21 protein-coding genes are annotated in these 25,784 nt (G+C 40.6%); 3 read left to right on the top strand and 18 right to left on the bottom strand.

Annotated features, from left to right (window positions below):
* Positions 1-65: 65 nt before the first annotated feature.
* Positions 66-3,218: a M1 family aminopeptidase gene (locus C7Y70_RS08370; protein WP_135474334.1), complete on the bottom strand. Its 3,153-nt coding sequence runs from the start codon at positions 3,216-3,218 to the stop codon at positions 66-68.
* Positions 3,209-4,081, bottom strand: coding sequence for an ABC transporter ATP-binding protein (locus C7Y70_RS08365; protein ID WP_135474332.1), 873 nt, complete (start codon positions 4,079-4,081; stop codon positions 3,209-3,211). The genes C7Y70_RS08370 and C7Y70_RS08365 overlap by 10 nt, the downstream gene beginning before the upstream one ends.
* A gap of 226 nt (positions 4,082-4,307) precedes the next feature.
* Between C7Y70_RS08365 and C7Y70_RS08360 the strand changes: the two genes are divergently transcribed.
* Positions 4,308-5,807 carry a histidine kinase gene (locus tag C7Y70_RS08360; protein WP_135474330.1) on the top strand — a complete coding sequence of 500 codons (1,500 nt, stop codon included), beginning with the start codon at positions 4,308-4,310 and terminating at the stop codon, positions 5,805-5,807.
* Positions 5,777-6,481 carry a LytTR family DNA-binding domain-containing protein gene (locus C7Y70_RS08355; protein WP_245321441.1) on the top strand — a complete coding sequence of 235 codons (705 nt, stop codon included), beginning with the start codon at positions 5,777-5,779 and terminating at the stop codon, positions 6,479-6,481. Before C7Y70_RS08360 ends, C7Y70_RS08355 begins: the two co-directional genes overlap by 31 nt.
* Here C7Y70_RS08355 and C7Y70_RS08350 read toward each other — a convergent pair.
* The 3 genes from C7Y70_RS08350 to C7Y70_RS08340 are packed head-to-tail and all read right to left on the bottom strand — an operon-like array spanning position 6,478 to position 8,116.
* Positions 6,478-7,077 carry a GDSL-type esterase/lipase family protein gene (locus C7Y70_RS08350; protein ID WP_135474328.1) on the bottom strand — a complete coding sequence of 200 codons (600 nt, stop codon included), beginning with the start codon at positions 7,075-7,077 and terminating at the stop codon, positions 6,478-6,480. The genes C7Y70_RS08355 and C7Y70_RS08350 overlap by 4 nt on opposite strands.
* A 2-nt stretch (positions 7,078-7,079) precedes the next feature.
* Entirely contained in the window at positions 7,080-7,604 is a 525-nt protein-coding gene (locus C7Y70_RS08345; RefSeq protein ID WP_135474326.1) for a DsrE family protein, read from the bottom strand.
* Between the two features lie 47 nt (positions 7,605-7,651).
* A complete protein-coding gene (locus C7Y70_RS08340; RefSeq protein ID WP_099292857.1) occupies positions 7,652-8,116 on the bottom strand; it encodes an NAD(P)H-dependent oxidoreductase in 465 nt (154 codons plus the stop codon).
* Between the two features lie 101 nt (positions 8,117-8,217).
* Here C7Y70_RS08340 and soxR point away from each other — a divergent pair, with 101 nt between their 5' ends.
* Positions 8,218-8,682: a redox-sensitive transcriptional activator SoxR gene (gene soxR / locus C7Y70_RS08335; protein ID WP_135474324.1), complete on the top strand. Its 465-nt coding sequence runs from the start codon at positions 8,218-8,220 to the stop codon at positions 8,680-8,682.
* 205 nt (positions 8,683-8,887) lie between these two features.
* Here soxR and C7Y70_RS08330 read toward each other — a convergent pair whose 3' ends face one another.
* The 13 genes from C7Y70_RS08330 to tssH form a co-directional block, all read right to left on the bottom strand.
* On the bottom strand, positions 8,888-9,649 hold the full coding sequence (locus C7Y70_RS08330; RefSeq protein ID WP_135474322.1) for a hypothetical protein: 762 nt from the start codon (positions 9,647-9,649) through the stop codon (positions 8,888-8,890).
* Positions 9,650-9,717: 68 nt separating this feature from the next.
* Entirely contained in the window at positions 9,718-9,870 is a 153-nt protein-coding gene (locus C7Y70_RS20645) for a hypothetical protein (RefSeq protein ID WP_245321439.1), read from the bottom strand.
* Positions 9,871-10,136: 266 nt separating this feature from the next.
* Entirely contained in the window at positions 10,137-10,847 is a 711-nt protein-coding gene (locus C7Y70_RS08325) for a hypothetical protein (protein WP_245321438.1), read from the bottom strand.
* A gap of 218 nt (positions 10,848-11,065) precedes the next feature.
* Positions 11,066-12,049 carry a hypothetical protein gene (locus C7Y70_RS08320; RefSeq protein WP_135474320.1) on the bottom strand — a complete coding sequence of 328 codons (984 nt, stop codon included), beginning with the start codon at positions 12,047-12,049 and terminating at the stop codon, positions 11,066-11,068.
* Between the two features lie 103 nt (positions 12,050-12,152).
* Entirely contained in the window at positions 12,153-13,136 is a 984-nt protein-coding gene (locus tag C7Y70_RS08315) for a hypothetical protein (RefSeq protein WP_135474318.1), read from the bottom strand.
* A gap of 8 nt (positions 13,137-13,144) precedes the next feature.
* On the bottom strand, positions 13,145-16,357 hold the full coding sequence (locus C7Y70_RS08310; RefSeq protein WP_135474316.1) for a hypothetical protein: 3,213 nt from the start codon (positions 16,355-16,357) through the stop codon (positions 13,145-13,147).
* On the bottom strand, positions 16,358-17,434 hold the full coding sequence (locus tag C7Y70_RS08305; RefSeq protein WP_135474314.1) for a DUF4150 domain-containing protein: 1,077 nt from the start codon (positions 17,432-17,434) through the stop codon (positions 16,358-16,360).
* Positions 17,434-18,339 carry a hypothetical protein gene (locus tag C7Y70_RS08300; RefSeq protein WP_135474312.1) on the bottom strand — a complete coding sequence of 302 codons (906 nt, stop codon included), beginning with the start codon at positions 18,337-18,339 and terminating at the stop codon, positions 17,434-17,436. The genes C7Y70_RS08305 and C7Y70_RS08300 overlap by 1 nt, the downstream gene beginning before the upstream one ends.
* A gap of 1 nt (position 18,340) precedes the next feature.
* Complete coding sequence (locus C7Y70_RS08295; RefSeq protein ID WP_135474310.1) at positions 18,341-19,375, bottom strand: DUF2169 domain-containing protein; 1,035 nt, start codon at positions 19,373-19,375, stop codon at positions 18,341-18,343.
* Positions 19,365-20,585: a hypothetical protein gene (locus tag C7Y70_RS08290; protein ID WP_245321436.1), complete on the bottom strand. Its 1,221-nt coding sequence runs from the start codon at positions 20,583-20,585 to the stop codon at positions 19,365-19,367. The genes C7Y70_RS08295 and C7Y70_RS08290 overlap by 11 nt, the downstream gene beginning before the upstream one ends.
* On the bottom strand, positions 20,539-20,955 hold the full coding sequence (locus tag C7Y70_RS08285) for a hypothetical protein (protein ID WP_135474308.1): 417 nt from the start codon (positions 20,953-20,955) through the stop codon (positions 20,539-20,541). The genes C7Y70_RS08290 and C7Y70_RS08285 overlap by 47 nt, the downstream gene beginning before the upstream one ends.
* Positions 20,956-20,964: 9 nt before the next feature.
* Positions 20,965-22,986, bottom strand: coding sequence for a type VI secretion system Vgr family protein (gene tssI, locus C7Y70_RS08280; protein ID WP_210114663.1), 2,022 nt, complete (start codon positions 22,984-22,986; stop codon positions 20,965-20,967).
* Positions 22,987-23,014: 28 nt separating this feature from the next.
* The gene (gene tssH, locus C7Y70_RS08275) at positions 23,015-25,759 is read right to left on the bottom strand and encodes a type VI secretion system ATPase TssH (RefSeq protein ID WP_135474304.1); all 2,745 of its coding nucleotides are present in this window, start codon (positions 25,757-25,759) and stop codon (positions 23,015-23,017) included.
* Between the last annotated feature and the right edge of the window lie 25 nt (positions 25,760-25,784).

The following is a 25,784-nucleotide window of genomic DNA, read 5'->3' as shown; positions in this document are numbered from 1 at the left end:
TCTCCTGCCACGATTTAAAGATAAGCGAGTATTTTTCTTTTGCGGCGCGCACCCTTTGTGCAATTTCACAAAATCAATTCATCTATTAACCTACTATCTTGTGGTTCAACTTGCTCTTTCAATGCAAGAATAAAGTCCATTGAAGTTGCAGGGCTATTTGGGTGAGCATGATTTTCCCATACTGAGTTAAGTGCCTTAATTATCGCTTCATCGCCTATTTCTTTCCTTAATTTTGCAAATGCGATAGTGGCTTTTGAGTATTGATCGTAGTTTTTTGTTGAATCAATTAACGCCATTTGGGGGGTAATATCCATACGTGATGCTTGCTTGTAACGTTTTGTCTCATACTCAACTAATGCATTCATAGCGGCTTTACCGTAGCGTTTTTCTATCACCACTAATTCGATATATTTTGCCATCGATTCAACTAAAAACGCACTGTCAGCAGGCACACTATTGCCTATATCATGGCCAAACCATTGATGAGCGGTTTCATGCACTGCACGGCGATAACGCTGATCAAAACCGGCATCATCGCTTAGTCGTGCCCTAAAACCAACGGTATCTTCAATTAATATTATTTGTGGCAAGGCATACCCTGTGCCCCCAAAGGATGGGGCCGCAAGTATACTCAATTGCTTTGCTTTATAAGCAACAATATTATTTTTAAACCAATCAAGTGTGTCTATCATTGCATGAAAGTTAACAGCAATTGCATCTGAGCGCTCAATCAGCTGTTGTTTTTTTACAAAAACTTGTAAGGTAACATCATTATGCTTTTTGGTTTCAGCAGTAAAAGGCACGGTTAGCCAAGCTGGTAAGTTATTAATTTCAGTTAATGTTTTAAACTCAAATATCTCACGATCCCGTTCACGTTGATGCGCTATTTGCTTGCCCTGCGTCACAACATGATACCCCGCCGCAGTTGATATTGTGCTCGACATCGTTATGCGCTCATAGTGTTTAGGCCTTTTATTCTGCTCATTAAATAATGTTGAAGCTAATGGCCGTGCCTTTTGTTGCAAACCATATTGAGCGCGTAACTGTGTATCGGTAAGCTCATAATTAACTTGATAGCCAATAGTTGGCAACGCAGGAACAGCACGAATATAACTAAATTCAGGCGTAATTATTTGATGCCCACCAGCAGGCCACAAGGTTGTTTGATGAACCTCAAATTGTGTTGTTAATTGCCGTGTTTCACGTGGCTTTAATGCAATATCAAACTCATACACAGCTTGATTTAACTCAGGGTAAAACGCAATTTGGCTTGCGCCAGCAATCTTTACATCCGCCCATTTATAAAACCCAGCCCTGCCAACTAAAATTTGCTTAATAGCCCTTGGATGACGATTTTTTAAAGTGTAAGTCAGATCAAACTTAACAAACTGTTGATGCGGATAAAAATCAATTTTTGCATCAAGATGGCTAACTTGTGGTTGCAACTTATGCTGCCAATCGGCAAAGTTCTTTTCATAATTGGCTTTAAACGCTTCACGCTTATGTGAATTGGTAAGGGGCTTTTCATCAACTAAACGTAGGTGTAATTGCACAAATAAGCCAACGCAGAGCAATACTGGCATTATTAGCCATGCATCTTTTCGCACAACTGCACGCCTATAAAGCCCCGCACCGCGGTGGCTAAATACACACGTTAGCAATATAAAACTTATACCGGCCAGCAACCACACCTGCATATAAGGCCAATAACTGCTAATACTCGCCCGATAACCCCAAAACTCACTCGGCGGCTGCAATGGCGTCCAAGCTAGGCTCCAAAATGTGTGTGTGAGTCCTAAATAAGTCATAACGGGAGTAAATTTTAGCAACAACATCACAAAAACGATTGCTCCTGCAACCAGTGTTGAGCGACAAATATTAAATACACATACCGTTACCCAGCCAATTAGCATTAGGGGCAGTGACGTTAAACACAAAACATATACATGGTCGTAAGCGTCATATTGGCTATCAATAAACCACTGCGCTAAAGAGGCTCCCACAAAACTCATTGTTGAAAAAGTAATAACCAGAGTAGCCAATACCAATAATTGACTATATAAAATTGTGGTCGTTTTGATAGGTGTTGCTGCGATTAGCTCAGCCATATTAAAGCGCTGTGCATAACAACTGATTTGCCAGCTCCAAAGCACCATCAGCAAGCACCCAAACAGTATTTGCATATCAAATGCATAGTGACTAATTGCATCGATACTGGTTGTTGCATTGATTACACTTAATGGCTCAGCATAAGCAGCAGAAGAGGCTACGCTATTAAACACCATGGCTGGCCAAGCTAATAAAACTATCCATGTTATTGGATGCTTTAATACATTGAAAAGCGCTACTTTATAAAATGTGATAAATATCGCTAGACCATGACTTTTTGCAGCCGCAGGTCGGTACGAGGCATTTGCTACTGTAACGGGTTGTAGCTTGCTCACTGCATTTTTTACTGGCTTATTAAACGAGTTAGACTGATTACTTGCAACAGCGCTAAAATAAATAAGACTTGTGAGTAATAATATCAGCACCCGATTAAAAGCGACAATCCAGCCTTGTGGTTCACTAAAGCTAGCTATAATTGCGGTGTATGCGAAAGGGTCTAACCATATAAACAGTTGATAGCTAGTTTCACTAATAATACTACTGCCCGCCAGTATTGGGTTACCAGTAACACTTGCAAGTAGTAAGTAGCCAATCCATATAACTGCAAATACAACATAATTCACCAAAGCACTGCTGAACTTTTGACAAAACCACAGGGCAATGACACTGAGCAAACACGCATTAGGAAACAACATAAAAAGGCTATTAACAAACAGTAGATTAATAATATGCCAGTCAAACCCGTTACTGAGTAACTGTGTTACAACCACCACCAGCATACTAATAAACGCAATCGCAAACACACACATCACCAAAGCGCTCAAACGTAACCAAGCGCGCTTTCTAAAAGTAATAGGAGTCGCTGCTACAAGCTCGTGCATATTGTGTATTTGATCACGTAAAAAAATTGTCGGTGCAAGCGCGCCTGTCAGTAAAGCTAATTGCATCATTTGTAGGGCAACTAGGTGCAGCTTTAACTGGTTTATCGCATCGCTTCCTTCAACAGCTAACCCTGCTGACAATGTATACGCAAACAAAGGCGCTGCTAAAAAGCACAACCAAAGCAGAGGCTGACGAGTGATGTAACGCAGTTCATTGATCAATAACATGCGTGACACCCTCTTGCTTTCAATTCATAAAAATAGCTATCTTGCAGTGTCGCTTCTGCGGGTATCGCACTTTCAGCAGGGGTCGTTGTAGCATAAACACGAAATGAAGGTTTGCCGTACCGATAACTTTTGCTTAGTACAAAGCTCTCTTGTGGTAGTTCACTAGGCAGGGTGTCTAGCAGCCATACACATCCATGCAATGGCTTGATTAGGGCGGCTACTTCACCACTTTGAATTAGCTGGCCTTGGTTAATCATTGCAACAAAGTGACACTGATTTTCTATGTCTTCTACGATGTGAGTAGATAACAGCACTAGGCGTTGTTTACTAATCGTCACCAATAAATTATTGAGACTTTCGCGCTCAGCAGGGTCAAGCCCTGCGGTTGGTTCATCTAAAATAATCAGTTTAGGAGAGCCTAACAACGCTTGTGCAATACCAAAGCGTTGTTTCATCCCACCCGAAAAATGGCTCACCTTTTTGTTTGCAAACGAAGATAAATTTAACAGTGTCATAAGCTCATCTATTTGCTGCTTTCGATCTTTTTTATTGAGTCCCTTTAAGGTTGCAATATGTTCCAGTAATGCAACACAACTCATATTTGGATAAACGCCAAATTGTTGTGGTAAATAGCCCAGTTGTTTGCGCATCTGTTCGGAATGTTGCAGCACATTTAAGCCATCAAAATTTACCTGACCATTATCCACACTTTGCAAACACGCTAGGGTGCGCATTAAACTTGATTTACCCGCCCCATTTGGTCCAAGTAAACCAACCATGCCAGCAGGCAAATGAACCGACACATCATTTAAAGCGTGCGTGCCATCTGGGTATTTTTTATTTATATTTGTAAGTGTCAGCATCTATTGCGTTCCTTAATTGACGAATAGTCACATTAAGCAACAACTTCCAGATCAGCTAGCAAGTAATGATCAAAGCCTATAACTAAGGGATAAGAGTAACGATTGGCTGCTCATCATTAAAAACCTTACTTTCATCATTATTTGTGGTTTTTTAGCAACGTAAAGATGTGTTAATAATGTTTAAAGGGTAAAGTAGTGTGAAGTTAAAATTATAGTTAGGTGAAATGTGCGGGCGGTTATTTCCTTTTTGTCACAACGGATTAAGGTAAAATATGTCATTGCCTTATTGCCGTTATTGGCTGCCATTTTACTTGAAGCCCATATTCGCTTTCTATCGTTAAGGCTCAGCTCAACACCGCTTTACTTACAAATAAACCTGCAACTTCTTTTAGTATGCCTGCCTTTTTTAATCGCCCATGTAATCGCATTTAAGCATTCTTCACGGCAGGCCATAATGAGCTGGCTGTTAGGTTTTATTGCTTACCCTATCTTGATATACGCGCTCGGGGTGCTGCTTCCACAATTTGCTCATTGGCACTATTTAGCACCGCAAGGCTGGGCCTTATGCACGGCAGCAAGCCTAACATGGCTGATATCTCAACGTGTTGTCACTCAGCCTTCACTCAATAGCAAACGGCTAAGTTCATTAATATCATTGGATAATGTAGTGTTACTCACTCTTTTGGGCTGGTGTTTTCTAATGGCTGGGGTACTTAATACACATGAAGACCCACTATTAAATCAACCATTTGATTTAATTTTTGACCCAAGTAAAGTCGTCTCGCAGTTTGGTCAATTTATCACTTATTTTTGGCAACTAGGCGTTTATACTGCAATTGTTTACGGGTTATATTTATTTAACCGATACTTTCTCATTCGCCACTTGCTTGCTGTTCACGGCGTATTTTTGTTTGTAGCCGTTTGCGTTATTGTAATGCTGGTATTAACACCTTTGTTGATAGCTACCGTTCTATCGTTACCCATTAATGACTTACCCCACGGCATTGCTAACCTCACACCAAGTGGTGATCAAAATATTTTTAGTAAGTTTAATTATCAGTTTATGCTGCTTTTTCTTGTTATCAGTACCCCGATTATTTTGGCGTTTGAGCGTCAACAGCAACACAGCAAGTTAAATGAAGTCGCTAAACAGCAAACTCAAACCGAACTAAAATTACTCCAACAACAAGTTAACCCTCATTTTTTATTTAATACATTAAATAACTTATATGCACTTACGCTGACAAAATCAGAACAAGCCCCACAGTTAGTGCTGCATTTGGCAGACTTACTACGCTACACAGTGTATGAAGGGCAAAAGTCATCAGTGCCACTAGAAAAAGAGCTAGACTACCTTAAGAATTTTATTGAATTACAAAAAATAAGAAGTGCCAATAAGTGTAAGTTTAACCTTGTTTGGCCATACAATTTTGACGACCTCAAAATCACACCGCTGCTGTTGATTATTATTGTTGAAAATGCCATAAAACATGGGGTTGAACCCGCAAGTGACAAAACACACGTATCAATTGAAATAACAATCAATGACAATGTTTTAACGCTTTATTGCACCAACCCAATACCCGCTCGTGTAGTAAAAAAAGAGCAAGGGATGGGGCTCGTTAATTTACAAAAAAGACTACAACTTTTATACCCTAATAAACATTCACTAATAACCCGTGAGCAGGATGCAATGTGGCAGACAATACTGACCTTGGAGCTGTAAAAATGATAAAAGCCATCATTGTTGATGACGAGCCATTGGCGCATCAAGTGCTACTGCATCATTTAACAGCACACTCCAATATAAATGTGGTAGGCCAATACTATAGCGCTAAGGACGCCTTATGTGTGCTTGCCAAACCAGGCATTGATTTAGTGTTTCTCGACATTAATATGCCAGAGTTAACAGGGCTAGAGCTATTAAAGGCGCTCGCTAACCCGCCGCAAGTAATTATTAATAGTGCCTATCAAGAGTATGCTTTAGCTGGCTTTGATTTAAATGTTACAGACTACTTGCTCAAACCCGTTTCAGCGCCAAGGCTAAAGCAAGCTCTCAGCAAAGTGTGTCAACGTGCACTACCTCTAGAGCACCAGTCCAAAGATATAACGCTTAAAGTAGACCGAGAAAAGCGAAAATTCGCGTTAGACACTATTGAGTATATTGAAGCTTACGGTAATTATGTAAAGTTACATCAAGCTGACTCTTTTACCCTTGCCACAACAACGCTTAAGCAACTGAATGAACAACTAGCAGGTACATTTATACAAATTCATAAGTCGTATTTAATTAATAAAAACAAAGTGACTGCGGTTAATCATGAGTATGTTGAACTAACTACGGGGGCTGTTGTTAAAATTGGCAAATCATATAAAGAACTCTCTCGCACCCTACTTTAAACTATAGGGTGTAACTGCTTTGCAAGGCAAACATGCTCCTTATACGGCCAATGTACTCCCTCACTTTCACAAGTAGCAATAAGTGAAAAGCCATCGATAAACTCACACGCGTGGCGATCAGCGACGGCTTTAAATTCAATAGATAATTGTTCAGCTTTTTTACTTGCACCTGCGTAAATGCTTTTATAACTTCCCACTTCATGAACCTTGGGCGGGCTTATAATGATTATCTTTGGAATTGTTTTACAATGATAAAAGGCTTTAATGGCTAAAATCAACTCCTCAAGCGCTTTGCTAATATCGATAGCAGACAGTGCAAAACGGGCTTTTAAATCATTGGTGCCAAGCGCAATAACAACAACATCAACGGTGTGCACTTCAAGGTAAGGCTTTAAATACTTTACGCCTGATTTATCGCCGCTAAATGGCGGGTTATTCACTAAGGTACGATTAGGCTGCCCAGCTTCAATAACGAGGTGCCCTGTACCCAACAGCTCTGCCAATATGCCCGGCCAGCGTTCATGCGCAGGCAGCCGCTTTCCATCAACGGGTGATGTACCAAAGGTATTGGAGTCGCCAAAACAAAGAATATTCATGTTTAAAATGGGTTCAGCGTATAGCCTTTTTGCTGTAACTGGGCGTGGGCGGTCATTGCTGAAAGCGCCATTTTCACTCCAGGAATGAGTTGCTCAGCCGCCACTTTCATATGGGTTGCCGACTGCCCACAAACATATACCTGCGTGTTATTAGCAAGTAGCTGTTTAATTAAAGATTCGGTTTTATTATCTTTGTTAAAACGCGCTTTATAAACGCTGTTTTCAAGCACATCAACACTGGCGCCACCGTGTACCACTAATGCAAGCTGAATGTTTTCTGGTTTTACGCCGTGAGCCACATGCATATTAATAAAGCGCGCTAGCGAATTAATATGATTATTTTGCGCGCCCTTTTCAGCGCCCTCACCTATATCAAAGACAATTTTAAACTGCGCTTGGCTCAAATCAGATTTATGCTCGGGTACGTTATAAAAAAAACCATAGTCTTTAATCACAGGCGCAGGCTCTGCTGCCAAATTACCAAAGCTAGTTAAAAGAAGGCTAAAACCAGTAAGTAACGTTTTCATACATCATCCTGTTTACTTTTTGTTTAGCCTAACGCTATTTAACCTGATTAACTAGCCTGAACATGTGAATGTGCTTTAAAAGTCATCCCTAAATAATTGAATGTATGTTTAAACATATCCAAAAATGCATCAGGTGCAGAAGGTGATGCTGCATTAGACAAAATAGAAAACTGTTTTTGGCGTAAGGTTCTTAGCTTAGGTTTTAGCGTTTCATCATCCATGTAATCGGTAATTCTATCCATAAACGCTTTCATTTGTGGCGTGGTGTTATACCAATAAATAGGTGACGCAATTACCCAATGCTCAAAGGTAAGTAACTGTTCAAACAATGTATAAAAGTCATCTTCTGGGTAGTTTTTGTCATAACGATAAGGCGTGATAACAAAGTCATCGATGCAAAAGCCTTGCCCGCCTTCCTTAGCTATATAATTGTTGACTTGTGTACTGGTGTTACCTGATTTACGCGCACTTGAAAAAATTATGGCTGTGGTATTCGTTGATTTTTCTTGCATTTGCATCACTCCTTTTTTTATGATGGAGCAAAGCTTAAAACCTCAAGTTAAGTTAAGGTCAATAAGCAATAACCATATTTTTGCAAACAGGACGCATACCGATGACCGTACAACAAAAAAAGCTCACCGAAGCTAACTTAACAGTGGGCTATGTTGCCAAACGCAGTGGTGTAAAAGTGTCAACACTACACTTTTACGAAACCAAAGGACTAATACGCAGCTGGCGCAACAGCGGCAATCAACGCCGCTACAAACCAGATGTACTGCGCCGCATTGCGGTTATAAAAGCAGCTCAAGCCATGGGGATAACACTGGAAGAAGTAAAACAGACGCTTGCCACATTACCCGACGAGCGCACGCCTACAAAAAAAGACTGGTCAGCACTGTCTAAACAATGGCAAACGCAACTTGATGAACGCATTACGTTTATGCAGCGCCTTCGCGAACGCGTTGATGGCTGCATTGGCTGTGGCTGTTTATCGATGGAAAAATGCCCTATTTATAATAAAGACGACTACCTAGGTGAAAACCAAAGTGGTGCGGTGCTATTAGAAACAGACGGGTAGCAAAAACCAAGTTCAACCTGGCTTTCGTATTGAAAGTATTGCGAATAGTATACTTTCCCCCATCAAAGCACCTAAATAAAATCTCGTGTAAACACATTTTTAATAAAATTTTATGTTATAAATTGTTGTTAACTCATTACAAACTAACGTGGCCCGTCGGGTTCAAAAAGAATGCTTATTCGTGCTTATCATTTAAAAGCCCAATTTACGGTATACCACAGGTTAATTGAAGAAATAATTGTTTGGCTTTGTATTTCCAATTTAGGGTTTCTTTACGTTCAGGTTCGGGTGTCCAGCGTTGCCACGGTTTGGTGATTTCTGGCTGGGGTGCATCGTTATACCAGTCTATTTCGCAGGCTTCTTTGTACAGCTCATCATAAATTTCAGTTTGTTGTTTAAAGCTCATATCACGCCAATATACCTCTGGACGATTGTTGTGCTTATCAAACTCCGCGGTGATTGGGTCAAGGTGCCGGTAACCTTCATATTCTGGAATATCTGGTAATGGCTTGCTGTTATCCATAAAGCGCACTAAGCGCTCCCAAAATAAAAAACAGTAGATAGGGTTTTGTGCAAGTTCAGTGACCACTATGGTCATTTTGGTTTGTGGATATTTATCTCTGTCTTTGTGCGATATCACTGGGAAAAAAGCGCGAGAGCCTCCTTGGTCGGTGCTTTGGTTTACCAATACACATTTCATATCACGCCAATTAAAACAGCAATTACCAAACTCATCTCGCTCGTCACAACCGAGGATATCAAAGGTATAACCCACTTTGCCTGTAAAGCGGTCAAAATAAGCTAAATTAAGTGTTCTTATCCTTCCCCAAACCGGCATAAGGTTTAAAAATAGTAAATTCCAGCCCAGTACCAAGTATAAAAACCACCATGAAAAAGGTTCACCTGAAAAAGGTGCGACCAATAAAAATAGTGCAACAACCAAACTCCCAATAACCCCTAAAAACATGGGCCCTAAAGTTAACGCTCGCCACCCATCGTTACCACATGAATGTACCTGAAAACGCTGTGAATCATTTAAATATATTTTTTTTCTTCAAATAACCAGTGATGCAATAAACACACACCTTTAAATTTCTTTTCTAATTCAAAGTCGAGCTTTCCCTTAAAAAAATGATTAAAGATTGTTTTGCGTGGTAAAGCACCACCCAAATATTTCAATATACTCATAGTGTTCCTTTCTTAGTAAACCTAGGCAGCACTTGTGCCACCTAGGTTTGAATTCCTTTTCTAATTGTTAACATATCATGGACCCTGAAACTGAAGCCGTTTCACGGAAAGCCGATAAAAAGTTGAACCAGTAAACGCTTTATTTTATATTTCCACGTTAATTGTTCTATGCGCTCAGGCTCTGCTTTCCAATGCTGCCAAGGTTTGATTATTTCTTCCTGCTCTCTACCTTTTAGCCAATCAAATGGAAAAGCATCTTCTAAAATTTAGTCCCTAATTTCAATTTGCTGTTCAATTGAAAAGTCTACCCAAAAGTCTGGAGGGCGATTATTTTTTTTATCAAACTCTGCCGTAATTGGATCTAAATGGCGGTGCTGTTCGTATACAGGCACATCGGGCAATGGCTTACTTAAATCCATAAAGCGCACATAACACTCCCATAATAAATAACAATGGACAGGGTTAGCTGAAAGCTCTACGACTGAACCAGTTACTATTGTTTTAGGGTACTTCTCTTGGTCTATATGACTAATTTCTGGAAAGTAATTCATCACACCCGGCGCGCCCATTTTCGAGGTTAGCCTGCAAACAATCTCTTCCCATCTAAAGCAATAGTTACCTAAGTCATCTCGTTGTTCACAACCTGGTATATCAAAAGTAAACCCGACCGTTTGGTTTTGCCTGTCAAGATACATCACCCTATCAGGTATATACCTAGCAGTTATTGGGAGTAAATTTAAGAAGAATAAGTTCCAGCAAAACGTAACAAGTGGTATCCACCACTGAAATTTTTCACCTTCATCATAAAATGGAAGTGATAAAATACTAATTAATGTAATTAAGCTTAATACAGCTCCAATGGCCATTGGACCGAATAATATGGCTTTTATAGGGTTATTACCACAAGGGACAAGCTTGTATTTTTCACGCTGATTTTCATATACCTTGTTCGTATCAAGCCACTCATATAAAAACACAGGCCTTTAAATTCGTGATATATATTTTTTATACTACGATATTCAAAAAAACGATTAAACTTCGTTTTCTTTGCCATTATTCCAACACCAAGGTAATTATTTTTTTGCATCAGGTTCCTTTGCTTTAATAAACCTAGGCAGCATATACCGCCTAGGTTTGAATTCCATTTTTAATTTTTATCAGAATCCTAGTTGCATGCTATACATAAAATCATCTTTTAAGGTATTCCCATAAACAACTGCAGTGCTAAGCGCTTTGCTTTGTATTTCCATGTTAGTTTTTCGATACGCTCAGGCTCACCTTTAAAATGCAGCCAAGGTTTGGTTATTTCTTCGTTCGGTGTCGCTCTGAGCCAATTAAAATGCGCAGCCTCTTTATTAAGTTTCTGCCAAATTTCGACTTGTTGAGCAAGCGAAAAGTCGCTCCAAAAATTATTGGGTCTGTCATTTTGCTTATCAAATTCAGCGGTGAGTTCATCAAGGTGGCGGCAGTTTTCATACTCAGGCACATCAGGCAGTGGTTGGTTGTTATCCATAAACCGCACTACTCGTTCCCAATATAAATAGCAGTTCATCGGGTTATTTGAGTTATCAGGCACTTGAACAGCTATTTTAGTCTCAGGGTATTTATCCTCATCACTATGACTAATAAAAGGCACAAAGCCCATTACACCCGGGCGTGTTGCCACAATATCAAGGTGGCATACAATATCAGCCCATTTAAAACAGCAATTACCCAGCTCATCACGCTCTTCACAACCGGGTATCTCATAGGTAAAGCCGACTAACTGTTTTTTTCTGTCAAAATATATTTGCTTTTTAGGGAGGTAACTCTCTGTTATTGGTAATAAGTTAAGAAAAAACAGGTTCCAAGAAAAAGTAAGTGCGGGCACCCACCAATGATAAGGTTCATCCGAATATGTCATCACAATACAAGATAGTAATAGTAACAAACTTAAAACAAAGCCGATTATGATTGGGCCAAACAATATAACTCTAATTGGGCTATTTCCGCACATTTCTACTTTATATCGTTCAGGATGTTTTTGTATTTCTTTTTGCTTTCTTGCAGGTAAATTATATAAATAGCATAAGCCTTTGAATTTATCCTTGAGGCTATTTAATCTCTCAGGGTAAAAAAAACAATTAAATCGCGTTTTTTTACTCATGATATCAACGGCTAGGTAGTCATTATTTTGCATTTAATATCCTTATTGTTTAATCAACCTTGGCACTTTAAAGTGCCTCAGTTTGAATTCCTTTTCTGATTGTTAACGTATCATGGACTCTGAAACTTAAGCCGTTTCACGGAAAGCCGATAAAAAGCTGAAGCGCAAGGTGCTTAGCTTTATATTTCCACGTTAATTGTTCTATGCGCTCAGGCTCTGCTTTCCAATGCTGCCAAGGTTTGATTATTTCTTCCTGCTCTCTACCTTTAAGCCAATCGAAAGGAAATGCTTCACTCAGAATTTCCTCTTCAATTTCTAATTGCTGCGAAAACGAAAATGAGGACCAAAACTCATCAGGCCGATTATTCCTCTTATCAAATTCAGCTGTAATGGGGTCTAAATGGCGGTGTCGTTCATATACCGGCACATCGGGCAATGGCTGACTTAAATCCATAAAGCGCACATAACACTCCCATAATAAATAACAATGTACAGGGTTAGCTGAAAGCTCTACAACTGAACCAGTTACTATTGTTTTAGGGTACTTCTCTTGGTCTATGTGGCTAATTTCTGGAAAGTAATTCATTACACCCGGCGCGCCCATTTTCGAGGTTAACCTGCAAACAATCTCTTCCCATTTAAAGCAACAGTTACCTAAGTCATCTCGTTGTTCACAACCTGGTATATCAAAAGTAAACCCGACCGTTTGGTTTTGCCTGTCAAGGTACATCATCTTATCAGGTATATACCTAGCCGTTATTGGTAGTAAATTTAAGAAGAATAAGTTCCAGCAAAAGGTAAGGACTACCAGCCACCAAGGAAATGGCTCTTCAGAATACGTTGCGACAACACAGGCAATTAGTAATAGTAAACTCAATACAGCACCAATGGCCATTGGACCAAATAATATGGCTTTTATAGGGTTATTGCCACAAGGCGCTATTTTATATTGCTCTTTTTTATTCGCGTAAATGCGCCTATCTTGATTTAGCCAACGTCGGAAAAAACATAATCCTCTAAATTCGCTTCCTTCATTTATTATTCGGTGCGCTTCAAAAAAACGATTAAACTTCGTTTTCTTTGGCATTATTCCAACACCAAAGTAATTATTTTTTTTCATCAGATTCCTTATGCAATTGCTAAATCAGGTGAGGTATTTTCAATTGGCTTTTCAAACGCATCAAAATCTATCGGTAAAGTTAGACTTTCGTTGTAAATAAGTGTTGATGTTATTTCAACATCAAACACACTAATGTTCGGTGATTCAATTTCAAACTCATAGGTGGCTGCATTTAAGCTCAGGCTATTTTCATCAAATTCAGATAAATACTCTTTAGTGCCTTCAACCCAGGTTGCTTTTTTATAAACATTTAACGTTGTTGGATGCCTCCATGAGTATTTTACATCTAATAGCAACTCAGATTTACCTACTATAAACATTGGTAATTCAACTTTTACTGTATAATAATTACCACCATCAAAAAAAGTAGGAGTATTAACAGTCACCTTAGGCGAGAATAATACACTTTGGATATATTTAAAATATTGGTTTGGGTCTGAGAAAGTATTGTAAATAGCGTCCTCTTCACCAGCAAATACGCCTCGCTTATGTTTGGCAAACGGGCCAAACTTTGCCCATATTTCTAGCTTGCTATCGGTTAACCACACAGCAAGTAAACCAAATACGATAGAGCCTAATAATAATGCCCACCCCCATGGCCCAAGACTTGCGAATAGTATAGTGTGTATACCAAGCCCAATACTGAAGCCTGCTGCTGCAAACATAGCAATACCGGCATCAGTGTCACTTTTACTGATTAGTTGATATGCATCAACCCCTTGTACAACGCCCATGAGTATACCCATAGCTCCAGCAAAACCTCTCAATATTGTTAATTGAGCGTTGTTTGTTGCAAGTATTGAAAATTTACTTACTACATTTTTTAATCTAGATTTTGTTAAGAATTTATTCTCTAAATCTGATGAATACGCTTCCCAGACACTCCCGACAGCAGCTAAGCTAGCTCCAATTAGAGCTACATTTTTAGCTCCTTCATAAAGATCGCCTTTTTTAAACTCTTTTTCATAATCACCATAAGCAACATAACTGCTATAGCCGGTCAAAAATAGTAGAGGGATAGACACAAAACGCCCTGCTGCGAGTGTTATGCGTTTAAGCATATTTGAGTCTAAGCCACGATAATGAAACTCTTCACCAAGACTTCTCGCGGGGCTGTCGAATAATACTTTGGCGGGAATATCATTTTCAGGCAATGTTAGTACATAAGATTGACTGCCAGACATGAGAGCAGCTAGCGTTTTTTGCTCTAATACCATTTTTGCCATTTGTGTCACTAAAGCAATTGTTTGTTTAAATAACCGTTGATTACTGGCATTAATACCATTTAAGAAAAGAGGCTGCTTTAAAGCTTTTGCGACTGTAATAACTTGGTTTGTATTGGTAGAGGTGATTTTTCCTTTTTCTTCAATGGCTTTGATAATATTTCTAAATGCATTACGTTGCTTTTTAGTTTTTAAGTCATTTAATAGCGGATGGCTTACAATATCCATGTTTAATGCAAAACGCCCCTCAGGTACTGCATTTGCTGGGTGTATTTGTAGGTTTTTAAACTGTACAATATTGCGTGACTTGCTAAAACCACCAATTAAATGATGGTACTTAATTCCCTTTTCTGTCAGCTCTTTAACAAAAGTAGAAAACACGCGTTCTTGTAAGCCCAACCACTCATTTAGTCCTTTTGAAACAACATCAAGTACACTTTTGTTTGATAAATAAGCAGGTATAAACGGTAATGCAAGCTCTTCTTTAATTTTGTCATGATCAAACTTTTTAGGATTAAAGCCTTCAACCGTATTGGCTATTAAATCTTCATCATAATCTACGTTTACTAAGTTATCGCCATAGGCGTCAGGGTGTACACAAAACTGCTTACTAAACCAGTTATCTCTAGTTTGTGTTATCTCAAGCACCAGCGCTTTATTGTCTTCAAACTGCTGATCTAAACGGTCAATCAGTTTTTTCTTTTTAGCTTTATCGCATAGCGCAGGCAAATAAGCTGATAGCGTTGTTTTGGGTAAGATAAGTGTGATTAATTGCTCACAAATAAATTCAGCTGCAAGGCCATAACTTAATACGCCAGCGGTGGTGAAATCTTTAACTAAATCTTCCCATTCTGCTGGTGGGTCAATATTAATTTGTTGACTGATCTCATGTAACGTTAACTGTTGAGCTTGGCAATCTAAATAATATAAATCATAGAGTTTTTCTCGCGCATCTAAGTAGCCTTCGACAGCATTAATTACTGTTGATGTATCAGATCCTAATAAATACTTTTCTAATTCCTGCTCAGACACTTCTCCAGCAGCTTTTCGTGTATTTCTGCTTTGTGGGTCTTCTTTTTCAAACGGCTTATGCATCGTTTTAGGTGTGCTGAGCGCCTGCTTTTGCCATAATTTATCATTAAAATACAGCTGGTGAGCGAGCATTGCTGATTTATAAAACCCGTTTGATTCAAGTTGAGTTTGGTGATTTTTTAAAACTTGGCCATAATAATCTGCAGTTACTTTTTGTGCTTGCGCAATACCTAAAACATCATGTATGAAGACGTTTACTTTACCACCTAAAACATCCATATTTTTAATAGAGCCCCAGTTTGGAGCGTTACTTAAATCCAATGATTGCATTCTTTTAGTGCGGTAACGGCTCGCTGTTTGAGTATCATCACACTTGCCCAGTAAGGGCTTTTTGCTAAGACGAGAATCACTTTCATACATGCCACCTAATGCGGTGATATATTCCCAAGACCATTGCACTCGAGAAAAAGCAATTTGAACATCTGGAGCCTGCGCCGCTGTGGCTGAGCCAAATAACCCTATTATTTTACGTGGTAATAAAATATCTTGATTAAATACACTAGTATGTGGCCTGAAATCCTGACTGTGATATAAGGATAAATCAACATCACTCAATTGCTTATCGGCTAACGCTGCAATCTCACGCCACAAAAAACCATTGATATAGATATAGTAATAACCGTATGCAGCATTTTCCTCAGGTAAAGGTCTGAACTTATCCATCGGGATAAATTCAGGCGCACCCGCTTTACTTTTATCTAGTGTGTAGTCTTTAAATACGAGTGGCGTTACTGTTACAAATGTTGGCTTTTGATCAGCTGCTAAGTCTTGTGACTTTAACTTTTTAGCGGCTTTACCAAAAGGAATGCATAACTCTGGGCCAGAGAAACTCTGCAAAAACAGGTTTAAGCTACAATCTTTAGCTTCATCAACAATCCTAGGGGCGTATACATATTGTGTTGTCATTTAAACTCCCTCATCAAAAACTTGATTATTATTAAATGCACCTTGAGTAACGGTGAATTTTCCTTGACCAATTAAATTATTATTTGCGTTTGTTTCTACGATAAAAGCAGCCTCTGCTGGGTCTTCACTTTGTGCACTTAAATCCCTCACTTGCACGCTTAATCCTCTTGGGGCGGGGCCGCCTGATTGCATAAGTGGCATGGGTGGGGTGTTTTTAGAGTTGGAGATCATCGGGTCCCCTTGGCGTACTGCGGGTTTGCCTTCAATTAATACATTAAATGAGCCCATGATAAATTCGGCTTCGCCGTCATTTGTGCCGCTGATAATGCCTTTTTTATCGCCAGGGGAGTCCCCTGAGCTTTGTGAAAAAGTACTTTTTACATTGGCAGCGCCATTGCCATTTATTTTTACTGAACTGGCAACGTCAGTTACGTCACTCGCTTGTGCTTTGTTAGGGTAAGGAATAGGCACTACACTAGGGCCTATTTGAGTTAAGCACACATCAATGGTCATCAATTTACCGCCACTATCGGTGTGTACAGCGGTTCGGCCATTGATCAACACATTTTGTCCTGACACGGTCGCTACCTGTGCTGCCTGTGATTGAGTATCTTTAGTTAGTTGTTCTTGGGTGCCAGCTTCCCAGCCAATGTGACTCGATACTAAGTCTAAGAATGCTTGCGCGTTACTAATGGGCTTATTGACATCCATATTGGTTTGCGCCTCGTTCCATGGCAGCCTAGGTTCGTTTTTTTGGCTATCCCATTGTGGTGGCGAAATAATATAATCAGGTATAAAAATATTTACCATTTCACCAAGGGTTTTCTCACGGTATTTTGGTCTGGCAATCTCAGCTAAAAAGGCGGCGTCACCACTTGCTCTGTCTTCAAAAATAGCGATACCATTGGCTTTACCAAGCGCGCCATTACTGCGAGCACTATTGTTTAGCCCTAACAATGTTGGGTTATTATGTCGCCATGTAACTGAGCCACCGGTACGTACATCAGCGCTCAGCGCATCAATATCATATTGTACACTGCCTGTTTGCTTGCCTGCTGCGGCGTTAATATAAGGCATTAGTTTTCACTCCTTGAAATTTTGACTAGCTGCTCATTAGGTGCATTGAAAATAGCAAACACTTGCTCAAGTGAACGGGTAAGCGGGTTGCATAAAAAACTTTGTGCTAATGTTAGTGCAGCTAATGAATTTGCTGTACCTTGATGACCCAATGTCGTAGCCAGCTCTGCACACTCGATGAGTGGCTGACCTTGTTTATACATTTTTTGGGTATAGGCATACCATTTTTTTTGCCATGCAAGTGATTGATCACCTGCAAATAAGTAATTATCTTGGCTAGTGCAATTTGCTTGGCTTAATTGCTCGCTCAGCGACCCTTCATAAATATATGCATTAAGGCTGCCTTGTGGGTGCACTAACAAGGCGTACCCACCTTCGCCATTTATTACCCCTGGCGGGCCATTTAACACTTGCACTGTGGTTTGTTTGGCTTGCTCGCTGACATACGAATAACTAATGCATGAATCAACAGCGATGACCAAGGTGTCGTTGCTAAGTTGAGTTAAGTCACTTTGGGGCGTTTGCGTATAGAGTGGCACCTGCTCTGGTATAAACTCTGCAAGTAATTCACTGAGTATTTCATCAGAAATAACGGGGTGGTCAATTTCATCAACGGGCAGTAAAAATAGCAGTTGGCTAATACGCTTAGTTTGCCTTAGGGTGGCGATATCTATTTGCTCAAGCAAATGCGAGAGCATTAATATGCAGCGCGTCGACCTATCGAGCTGCGCAAGCTCATCTATTTCAACAAAAATGTAGGGGGCATCTAAACTAATATCACATCTAATTAATGCTTTACTTGGTTTAGAAAACAACATTTTATTGGCCACTGCAGTATACAAGCTGCCTAATGTACAGCCCGCAGCATTTATATGATAAAGAGCATCAAAAGTAAGTTGTGTCATGTTAATACTCTTCACCGCTATTTTGCTCTGAGGCAACCAGTATTTGACTATTTGCGCCTATTTTTTCAAGACTAATATGACCGCGCCAAAGCAGTGAAAAACACTGAGCATCAGAGTCAATCACTAAGGTATCGCAACGCATGGTTAGCCGCTCGCGGGTAAGTGTATTTACCACTTCCACAATTGGTGGCTGGTATGGCAGTTCAATACGTTGTTGTTGTCCGTATTGTTGTAATGGATAAAGGCCAGTTAACTGACACGCCCAGCCTTTGCCAAACTCAGCTGCAACTTGCTGATCAATGGGCGCTGTATTATATAAATCTTTTGGCTGGGCCGCTTTAAACGGATATTTACCGGCCATTAGTGCTGCTTGGTCAATTTCAGGCAAGCGCTCAACTCGTGGCGACCAATGGCTGGGTATAGCTGCAAAACTTGCTACTGGCGTGCTGTGGCTTGGTTTTCTAAGTAATGAGTTAGCGTATTCAATACTTGGCAGTTGCTGGCCAACCGCGTGCTTATTTTTAAGTTTAAAACCACGGCCAATTGGATTTTCTAAGCACGCGTTGCTCTCGTTATTTAGCTCTTTGCCACCAAAGGCATGCAAGTAGTTAATGGCTAAAGGTGTAATAATATCTGGATCTGTGGCGACGGGTCCAAGCAACGAGCGTCGCCAATGACGGGCGCCGATTACACGTAAACGCTTTTTAAACAAAGGTTGCGAAGGCGAATCAAGACCCAACTCAACTTCAATCACGCGCGCGTCTTTTCCTTTAGGAGGATAGGCTGTGCAATTACCATATACTTCAAAGCCGTGCTTAAAAGCCACCTGCTCGTTTACTTCACAAAGTGGTGAGTTATTAGGTTCATCTTGATAATCATCGGCAATAATTATCTCTGGGCCTGGTTCAATCGCGGTCACGTTGCCTTGTTCATCAAATTCATAGCTTTGTTTAACCAGTACAATTTGGCCTTCAGTACTATCTTCTAACCAGCCGCTAAAGGTGCTCGCTTGCCAAGCTGAAAAATTATGCAACATTAACGTTCTCCAACTTTTCACTTAACAGTAATTGCCACTGCGATGCACTTTGCTGAACATGAAATAGACCGCATGCAATACTGTGCTGAAAATGAGGGGCAATGACTCGCTGTACGATAGGGCCAGCTAATTTAGCGAGTTGTTGTGCGCTATTAGCTTTAGAAAAACTAATGCCCATTAATAGTTGCTCACCGCCTTGCATTGCAAAGGCTTGCCTTGCATGCTCAGCATCATCGAGGTTAATGCCACTTTGTGGTTGTGCAGCGTTATTAGCCGTCACTACTGACATTTTTTCAGCTTTAGCAAGTGGCCTATCCGTTAATGTTAACCACGCTGCATAGGCACTTTGCTGAGTGACCGCTATCGCCATTAACTCCATCACTAATGGCAGCGCTTGTTTAAATACAAAATGACTTAAAACAAATGAGCAATACTCTGGATTTGCTTTGCAAAATAATGAGCATGGCTCATACCAACGAGTGTCATTAAGTAAACCTGCCAAGGCGAGTAATTGCGCTTTTTGCTGTTCATCAGCGGTTTTTGAAAACACTTTAAATAGCTTATCACTTACATCATCATGCCCTGCACTATAACTGTTGATCAGTGCAGCAAAGGCTATAGTAAAATCCTCATGTGATATTGCTGCGTGTAATTCACTGGTTGTCAGCGATTGCGAAAACAATATTTTTTTTACGACTTCTGGGGGCTTTTCTTTACCTTCAAGTACGCTGGTTCTAAGCGCTTTTAAGTCTTTTAACTGCCAATGATCCACATTGTGCTGTAACAACTCATAATGTGTTAACTGCTGAGCATTTCTTAACTCATTAAAATATGCAGTCACGTCAGTGATAGAGGTAGCGAATAAATCAGCCGCGACTAAGCTATAGATTTCAAAATGCTCACTGTTATTAAGCGCCAATTCGCACAATGCTTGCCATGTAAGTTCGCTGACTTGAGTTAAATTTTGCCCTGCAAAATAATCAGTTGGCGCGTCACTTTTTAAATCACTTAAAGTATATAAATGATTGAGTAACTGCGTGTCGATCACATTAAAGCGGGCAAGCGAAAATGCCCCTTGTTGCAACAACTTTTGTCGGTGCTTTAACAAAGTAGTTAGTCGTTGTTTATGCAGTTTTATTTTATACACAGGTGCAAACATGGTGCTAATTAAGCCTAATTGGCCAACCAGCCAAAGTAAGATCTTGTTCACTGTTAGCTGTTATGTCTTGCCCTTCAAGCACAATCGTGCCATCTGCAAATACTTCAATGCTACCTTTGGCTGTTTGCAAGCTCACACTTTGCTTTGCAGAAATCACAATGTGTCCTTGGGCATTATTGATCTGCGCAGCTGGCGCCTGCTCTGGTTGTGCAAGTAATGCGGTGACAATAAAACCTTGAACGGTGTGCATTAGTAGTACATTAGCGCCAATCTCTGCACTGCTGACATGGGCTCCTTGAGCAATTATTGGGTGTTCAGCATCATTAATTACTACCGCTTTTATGCGCCCAAAACTATCAATACGGCTAACCGTTGCAAGGTGTTGATCGTTTTTAAAAATACTTTGGATCTGTGCACTCATCACTATTCCTTAGTTATTACTAATTGCACTGCCTTTGACGGCAATATTATTTGCTGACAAAGTGATTGTGGTGGCGTCTATCGTTAAATTACCTCCAGCATCAATCTCTATACTGGCACCACCTTGACTTAATTGAATTGAGCCTTGCCCATCTGCTTTAATGGTGATGTTAGCGCCACTACTAATATCGATATCACCATTAGGTGCTTGTAGCTCTAGGTTTCCATCAACAGAGTAAACACTAAGGTCTTGATCACCTTGTAATTTAAGTTCCTGATCTGCTTTAAGTTCTAAGCTGCCATCGGTTGCTTCAATTCGAGTGTTTGAGGTGGCTTTTAGTGTGAGGTCCGCAGCAGAATTTACTGTGATATCACCTTCACGCGTTTGGATCTGCAGGTTATTTTCAACTCGCGTAGTGAAGTCATTGGCAACTGTAAAGGTTGCATCATTTTCAGCAACAAATTGTAGATTTTCTTTGGCTGAAATTGTTACATCACCCTCTACAGACTTAAGTGTTGCTTGATGAGCGCCATTGGTGGCATCGAGTAATAACTGGTTTTTGTTATTTTTATTAGCGAGACTGATCTTTTCTTCACCACTTTTATCATCCATTATTAAGCTATGACCCGCTTTAGTAACGAGTTTATTTTCGGTTGGATTTTGGCTTGTAACTGGATTTGGTGCATTTTGATTATACAGAGCCCCTAAAATAATCGGTCTGTCTAAATCGCCATTTTCTCCGCAAACTAATACTTCAGTGCCTTGCGTAAGTGGAAAGTGCATACCATGGCCACTGCCACCATAAGGCTGCATTAAACGCGTAGATTTACTCTGCTGGCCTTCACCATCTTGGTTAAACGGTAATTTAACAATATAATTGCCGTCGTCATCTATCTCTTGCTCTATAAGCGCATTAAAGGTCGAAAACACTCGTCTAGCGGGTAGCAATGGCGCTTTAAACTTTTGTGATGAAGGGATCAGATAGGCCTGGTTTTTATAGGTAAGGCCTTTTACATTAGCACCATATTCTACACCCGATTGCTGGCTTCCTTTGTGCTCAACCCTTACCACCAAGTATTGACCATCATGATCTGGGTGATCAAATATAGAGACTATTACACCTGGGCGGATTGCTCTGCAATCGGTGTCAATAATTAACTGCTCTCGTTGGCAGTCAAAGGCTTGTTGACGTATTGTTGCCAACGAATTCCCCGCACCAGAGTTAAGGTAGTTATCGCCATAGTGGCTATCTTCACCAAAGCCCGGTTGTGATGATGTATTTTGACTCGATACTTGTAAATTACCCGGTGCATTATAATTGTAATCGTTCAGTGCAACACTTTGTGGGTGCATCTGTGCTTGCCTGCTGATGGCAAAAATGCTCTCGCTGGTGCGTACTTGTCCTGAAGGCGGCACGTAACTTAGGTTGATGTCGCTAAAGCGAGCGGCAATATCACTACTGCTATTACACACTGTAAACGTGCAATCACTGTTAGACTCCTCAACAAAACCATATACAAAACCGTATTTTCGCATTAACCGAGTAACAAATTCATAATCGGTTTCGTTGTATTGCACCGTCATTTCTAGGCTAGGGCCACTTGCCTGCATGCTGAATTTTTGCATCGGAAAACCGGCTTTATTAAATACACTTTTAATAATTGCTGCAGGATCCATTGCCGTAAACACACGGTTAGAATGTTGATGTTTAAGTAAGGTTAAATGGGAACTCAGTACGAGCGTATAGTGATACCCTTGATGACTTTTGCCATGGGCGGTAAAACCACTGATCAGGCCTGATATAGTGCGATCAGCCATCGACCACACTAAAATCAAACTGGCATCTTTACCGAGTAACATGTTTGAGGTTAAATGCTCTTGACTTAATACTTGAATATTAAATACAAAATCTTCGCATAAACTGTCATTTGAGGATGCAAAGTCCGTGACTTGCACCATGCCATCGGGTAGCCCTTGTACGGTGACACTAAAGTGACTAGTGCTTGCTTTATGCTCGCTAAATGCGTCCATGAGTCCCATAACTTTATCCTTTTTAAAATTAAGCGTGATCGGCAAACGTAGCAGTAATTTCGTCTTGCTCGTCAACCGTTAACGTTAAAATATCGGGCATATCTTCTTGTGCCATAAACTCTAAAATAGACTTAGCAATACCCGGCAAGATTTGTTGCTCAATCACAGCATTCACCATACGCGCTCCACTATCTGACAGCTGACACTGCTGGGTTAACTTATCAAGTACACTGGCATCAACACGCAATTGCATTTTATGATTAGTCGCTAAACGGTTCGCAATAGCCTCAAGCTTTAAACTCACAATAGATTGTAGAGCGTCTTTATTCAGTGCTAAATAAGGAATAACCTGCATACGCGCGAGCAATGCTGGGGCAAAAAACTGCAATAGTTGCGGCTTAATTAATTCGCTCAATGCACCAATTGTCGGTACTTGCCATGGTGTACCGTCTTCATTAACTGGTGCATCGGTTGGGTTTAGCGCGTCATTAATGGCCTGTTGGTTTTCGGTTTGCTGATCTTGCGCAGATTCTTCGTCATCTTGTGGACTTAAATCAATCACCGTAGGCGGTGTACAAGCATCAATAAGCTCAGCTGAGCCTAAATTTGAAGTCATAATGATCACGGTATTTTTAAAGTCAATCTCACGACCTTCCCCATCACGCATGTTGCCGCGCTCAAATACCTGATAAAACATGTTCAGCACGTCTTTATGGGCTTTTTCGACTTCGTCTAGCAATATGACAGAGTACGGGCGTTGCCTTACTGCTTCTGTTAATACGCCGCCTTCACCATAGCCGACATAACCTGGCGGTGAACCTTTAAGCTGCGATACTGTATGGGCTTCTTGGTATTCGCTCATATTAATAGTCGTTAAAAACTTCTCACCACCAAATAACTGTTTTGCTAAACAACGGGCGGTTTCTGTTTTACCCACCCCAGAAGGCCCAGCAAGTAAAAATACCCCTAACGGCCCCTGCTCGTTACTAATACCGGCTTTGCTCACTCGTAGGCTTTGCGCTATTTTAGCAATACCACCATGCTGGCCAATAACCTCTTGGCCAATCACGTTTTCAAGGGTAATTAAGTTAGTGATCTGATCTTTAACCATGGCTCCCACAGGCACACCCGTCCACTGCGAAATTATTTGTGCCACGGCATCGGCATCAACTTCACTAAATAAGCCATTATCTTGGGTGTTTTGTTCTTTTAGCGACTGGCGAAGACTTAACAACGCAGTGTTGTCTTGACCTTCGTTATTAGTTGCGTGTTTATGCTCGTTAATTTGGCTTAGGGTTGAAATTTGCGCTTCACGGGCTTGCGTGAACTCACTTAGTTTGTCTTGAGCGATATTTAGCTCTTGCTGTAAATAAAGCAGTTTATCCATATCAACCGCTAAGCCCTGCTCGCTTTCTTGCGCTAAACTAGCAATACGGGTTTCGAGGTAGTTTATATGTTCTCGCTCAGCTTCAATGGCTGCGGGGTCAGTAGCAAATGACATTCGTACCCGAGCAGCCGCGGTATCTAATACATCAATTGCTTTATCAGGCAGTTGTCGGCCTGTAATGTAGCGAGCTGATAATACAACTGCTGCTTCAATCGCATCGTCAGTTATTTGAATATTATGATGCTGTTGATACTTATCTTTTAAACCCGCTAACATTAACTGTGCTGCTTGCTCTGTAGGTTCATCCACTTTAATTAATTGAAAACGTCGTTCTAAAGCCGCATCACGTTCAAAATACTTTTTGTACTCGCTCCACGTCGTGGCCGCAACGGTACGCAGTTCGCCACGGGCAAGCGCGGGCTTAAGCAAGTTAGCGGCATCACTCATACCGGCATCGCCACCCGCGCCAATTAGGGTGTGAGCTTCGTCAATAAACATAATGATTGGGGTGGTTGAATTTTTAACTTCATCGATAACAGTTTTTAACCTGCGCTCAAACTCACCTTTAACACCCGCACCCGCTTGTAGTAGCCCCATATCTAGCACTAATAAGCGCACGCCTTTTAGTTCATCAGGTACTTGGCCATCTATTATGCGCTGTGCAAACCCTTCAACAACCGCCGTTTTACCTACGCCAGGTTCCCCCACTAAAATAGGATTGTTTTTACGACGACGACACAATACATCAACCATCATGCGGATTTCGTCGTTACGCCCAAGCACAGGGTCAATTTTACCTTGGCTGGCTTTGTCAGTTAAATCTTCGCAATATTCGTCAAGCGCGCTACTGCCTTCGCTTTGCGTTTTGCCACTCGTTTGTTGTTGCGCTTTAGTCGCCGTATTTAAACGTTCACTTGAGTTTTGACAAATTTTATCGAGGTTTTCAGCTAAAAAGCGAGCATCAATTTTATCTAAAAGTGCAGGTAGCTGTAAAACTGGGCTGTAAGGTAATAACTCTGTTAGTGAGTCAATTAACGCTGCGCCATTGATCCAATCGCCCTTGTGTTGCACATTGGCACTTAGCCAAGCGCGCTCCAACCATTCGTATAAACGGCGTGAAAACACCGGCTTACTTTGGTTTCCCGCAGGTTGGCGATTTAAAAAATCCAGTAGTTCATGCCAAACGGCATCTTGATTCACATTAAAAAAGTGAAAAATTTGCTCTAAATCACCATTACTGCCTTCTTCCATCAACTTAATTAGTAAATGCTCAGGCAGCACTTCAAAGTGACTTCGGCTACTAGCAAAACCGGCTGCTGATTCCAGCGCTGTAGCCGTGTGACCGTTTAGTTTATCTATAAGTTGTTTAATGCCTTTTGCATCCATTGTTTTATCCTTAAATCCTGTTTAT

The organism is Pseudoalteromonas sp. KS88 (genome assembly GCF_004766475.1).
Taxonomy (GTDB): Bacteria; Pseudomonadota; Gammaproteobacteria; order Enterobacterales; family Alteromonadaceae; genus Pseudoalteromonas.
This window is presented reverse-complemented; position numbering and strand designations above follow the sequence as displayed.

What these genes read in the sequence shown, in the direction of transcription:
- C7Y70_RS08370 (WP_135474334.1), bottom strand. Translation starts at nt 3,218, where the DNA reads ATGTTATTGATCAATGAACTGCGTTACATCACTCGTCAGCCTCTGCTT.
- C7Y70_RS08365 (WP_135474332.1), bottom strand. Translation starts at nt 4,081, where the DNA reads ATGCTGACACTTACAAATATAAATAAAAAATACCCAGATGGCACGCAC.
- C7Y70_RS08350 (WP_135474328.1), bottom strand. Translation starts at nt 7,077, where the DNA reads ATGAATATTCTTTGTTTTGGCGACTCCAATACCTTTGGTACATCACCC.
- C7Y70_RS08345 (WP_135474326.1), bottom strand. Translation starts at nt 7,604, where the DNA reads ATGAAAACGTTACTTACTGGTTTTAGCCTTCTTTTAACTAGCTTTGGT.
- C7Y70_RS08340 (WP_099292857.1), bottom strand. Translation starts at nt 8,116, where the DNA reads ATGCAAGAAAAATCAACGAATACCACAGCCATAATTTTTTCAAGTGCG.
- soxR (WP_135474324.1), top strand. Translation starts at nt 8,218, where the DNA reads ATGACCGTACAACAAAAAAAGCTCACCGAAGCTAACTTAACAGTGGGC.
- C7Y70_RS08330 (WP_135474322.1), bottom strand. Translation starts at nt 9,649, where the DNA reads ATGTTTTTAGGGGTTATTGGGAGTTTGGTTGTTGCACTATTTTTATTG.
- C7Y70_RS20645 (WP_245321439.1), bottom strand. Translation starts at nt 9,870, where the DNA reads ATGAGTATATTGAAATATTTGGGTGGTGCTTTACCACGCAAAACAATC.
- C7Y70_RS08320 (WP_135474320.1), bottom strand. Translation starts at nt 12,049, where the DNA reads ATGCAAAATAATGACTACCTAGCCGTTGATATCATGAGTAAAAAAACG.
- C7Y70_RS08315 (WP_135474318.1), bottom strand. Translation starts at nt 13,136, where the DNA reads ATGAAAAAAAATAATTACTTTGGTGTTGGAATAATGCCAAAGAAAACG.
- C7Y70_RS08310 (WP_135474316.1), bottom strand. Translation starts at nt 16,357, where the DNA reads ATGACAACACAATATGTATACGCCCCTAGGATTGTTGATGAAGCTAAA.
- C7Y70_RS08305 (WP_135474314.1), bottom strand. Translation starts at nt 17,434, where the DNA reads ATGCCTTATATTAACGCCGCAGCAGGCAAGCAAACAGGCAGTGTACAA.
- C7Y70_RS08300 (WP_135474312.1), bottom strand. Translation starts at nt 18,339, where the DNA reads ATGACACAACTTACTTTTGATGCTCTTTATCATATAAATGCTGCGGGC.
- C7Y70_RS08295 (WP_135474310.1), bottom strand. Translation starts at nt 19,375, where the DNA reads ATGTTGCATAATTTTTCAGCTTGGCAAGCGAGCACCTTTAGCGGCTGG.
- C7Y70_RS08285 (WP_135474308.1), bottom strand. Translation starts at nt 20,955, where the DNA reads ATGAGTGCACAGATCCAAAGTATTTTTAAAAACGATCAACACCTTGCA.
- tssI (WP_210114663.1), bottom strand. Translation starts at nt 22,986, where the DNA reads ATGGACGCATTTAGCGAGCATAAAGCAAGCACTAGTCACTTTAGTGTC.
- tssH (WP_135474304.1), bottom strand. Translation starts at nt 25,759, where the DNA reads ATGGATGCAAAAGGCATTAAACAACTTATAGATAAACTAAACGGTCAC.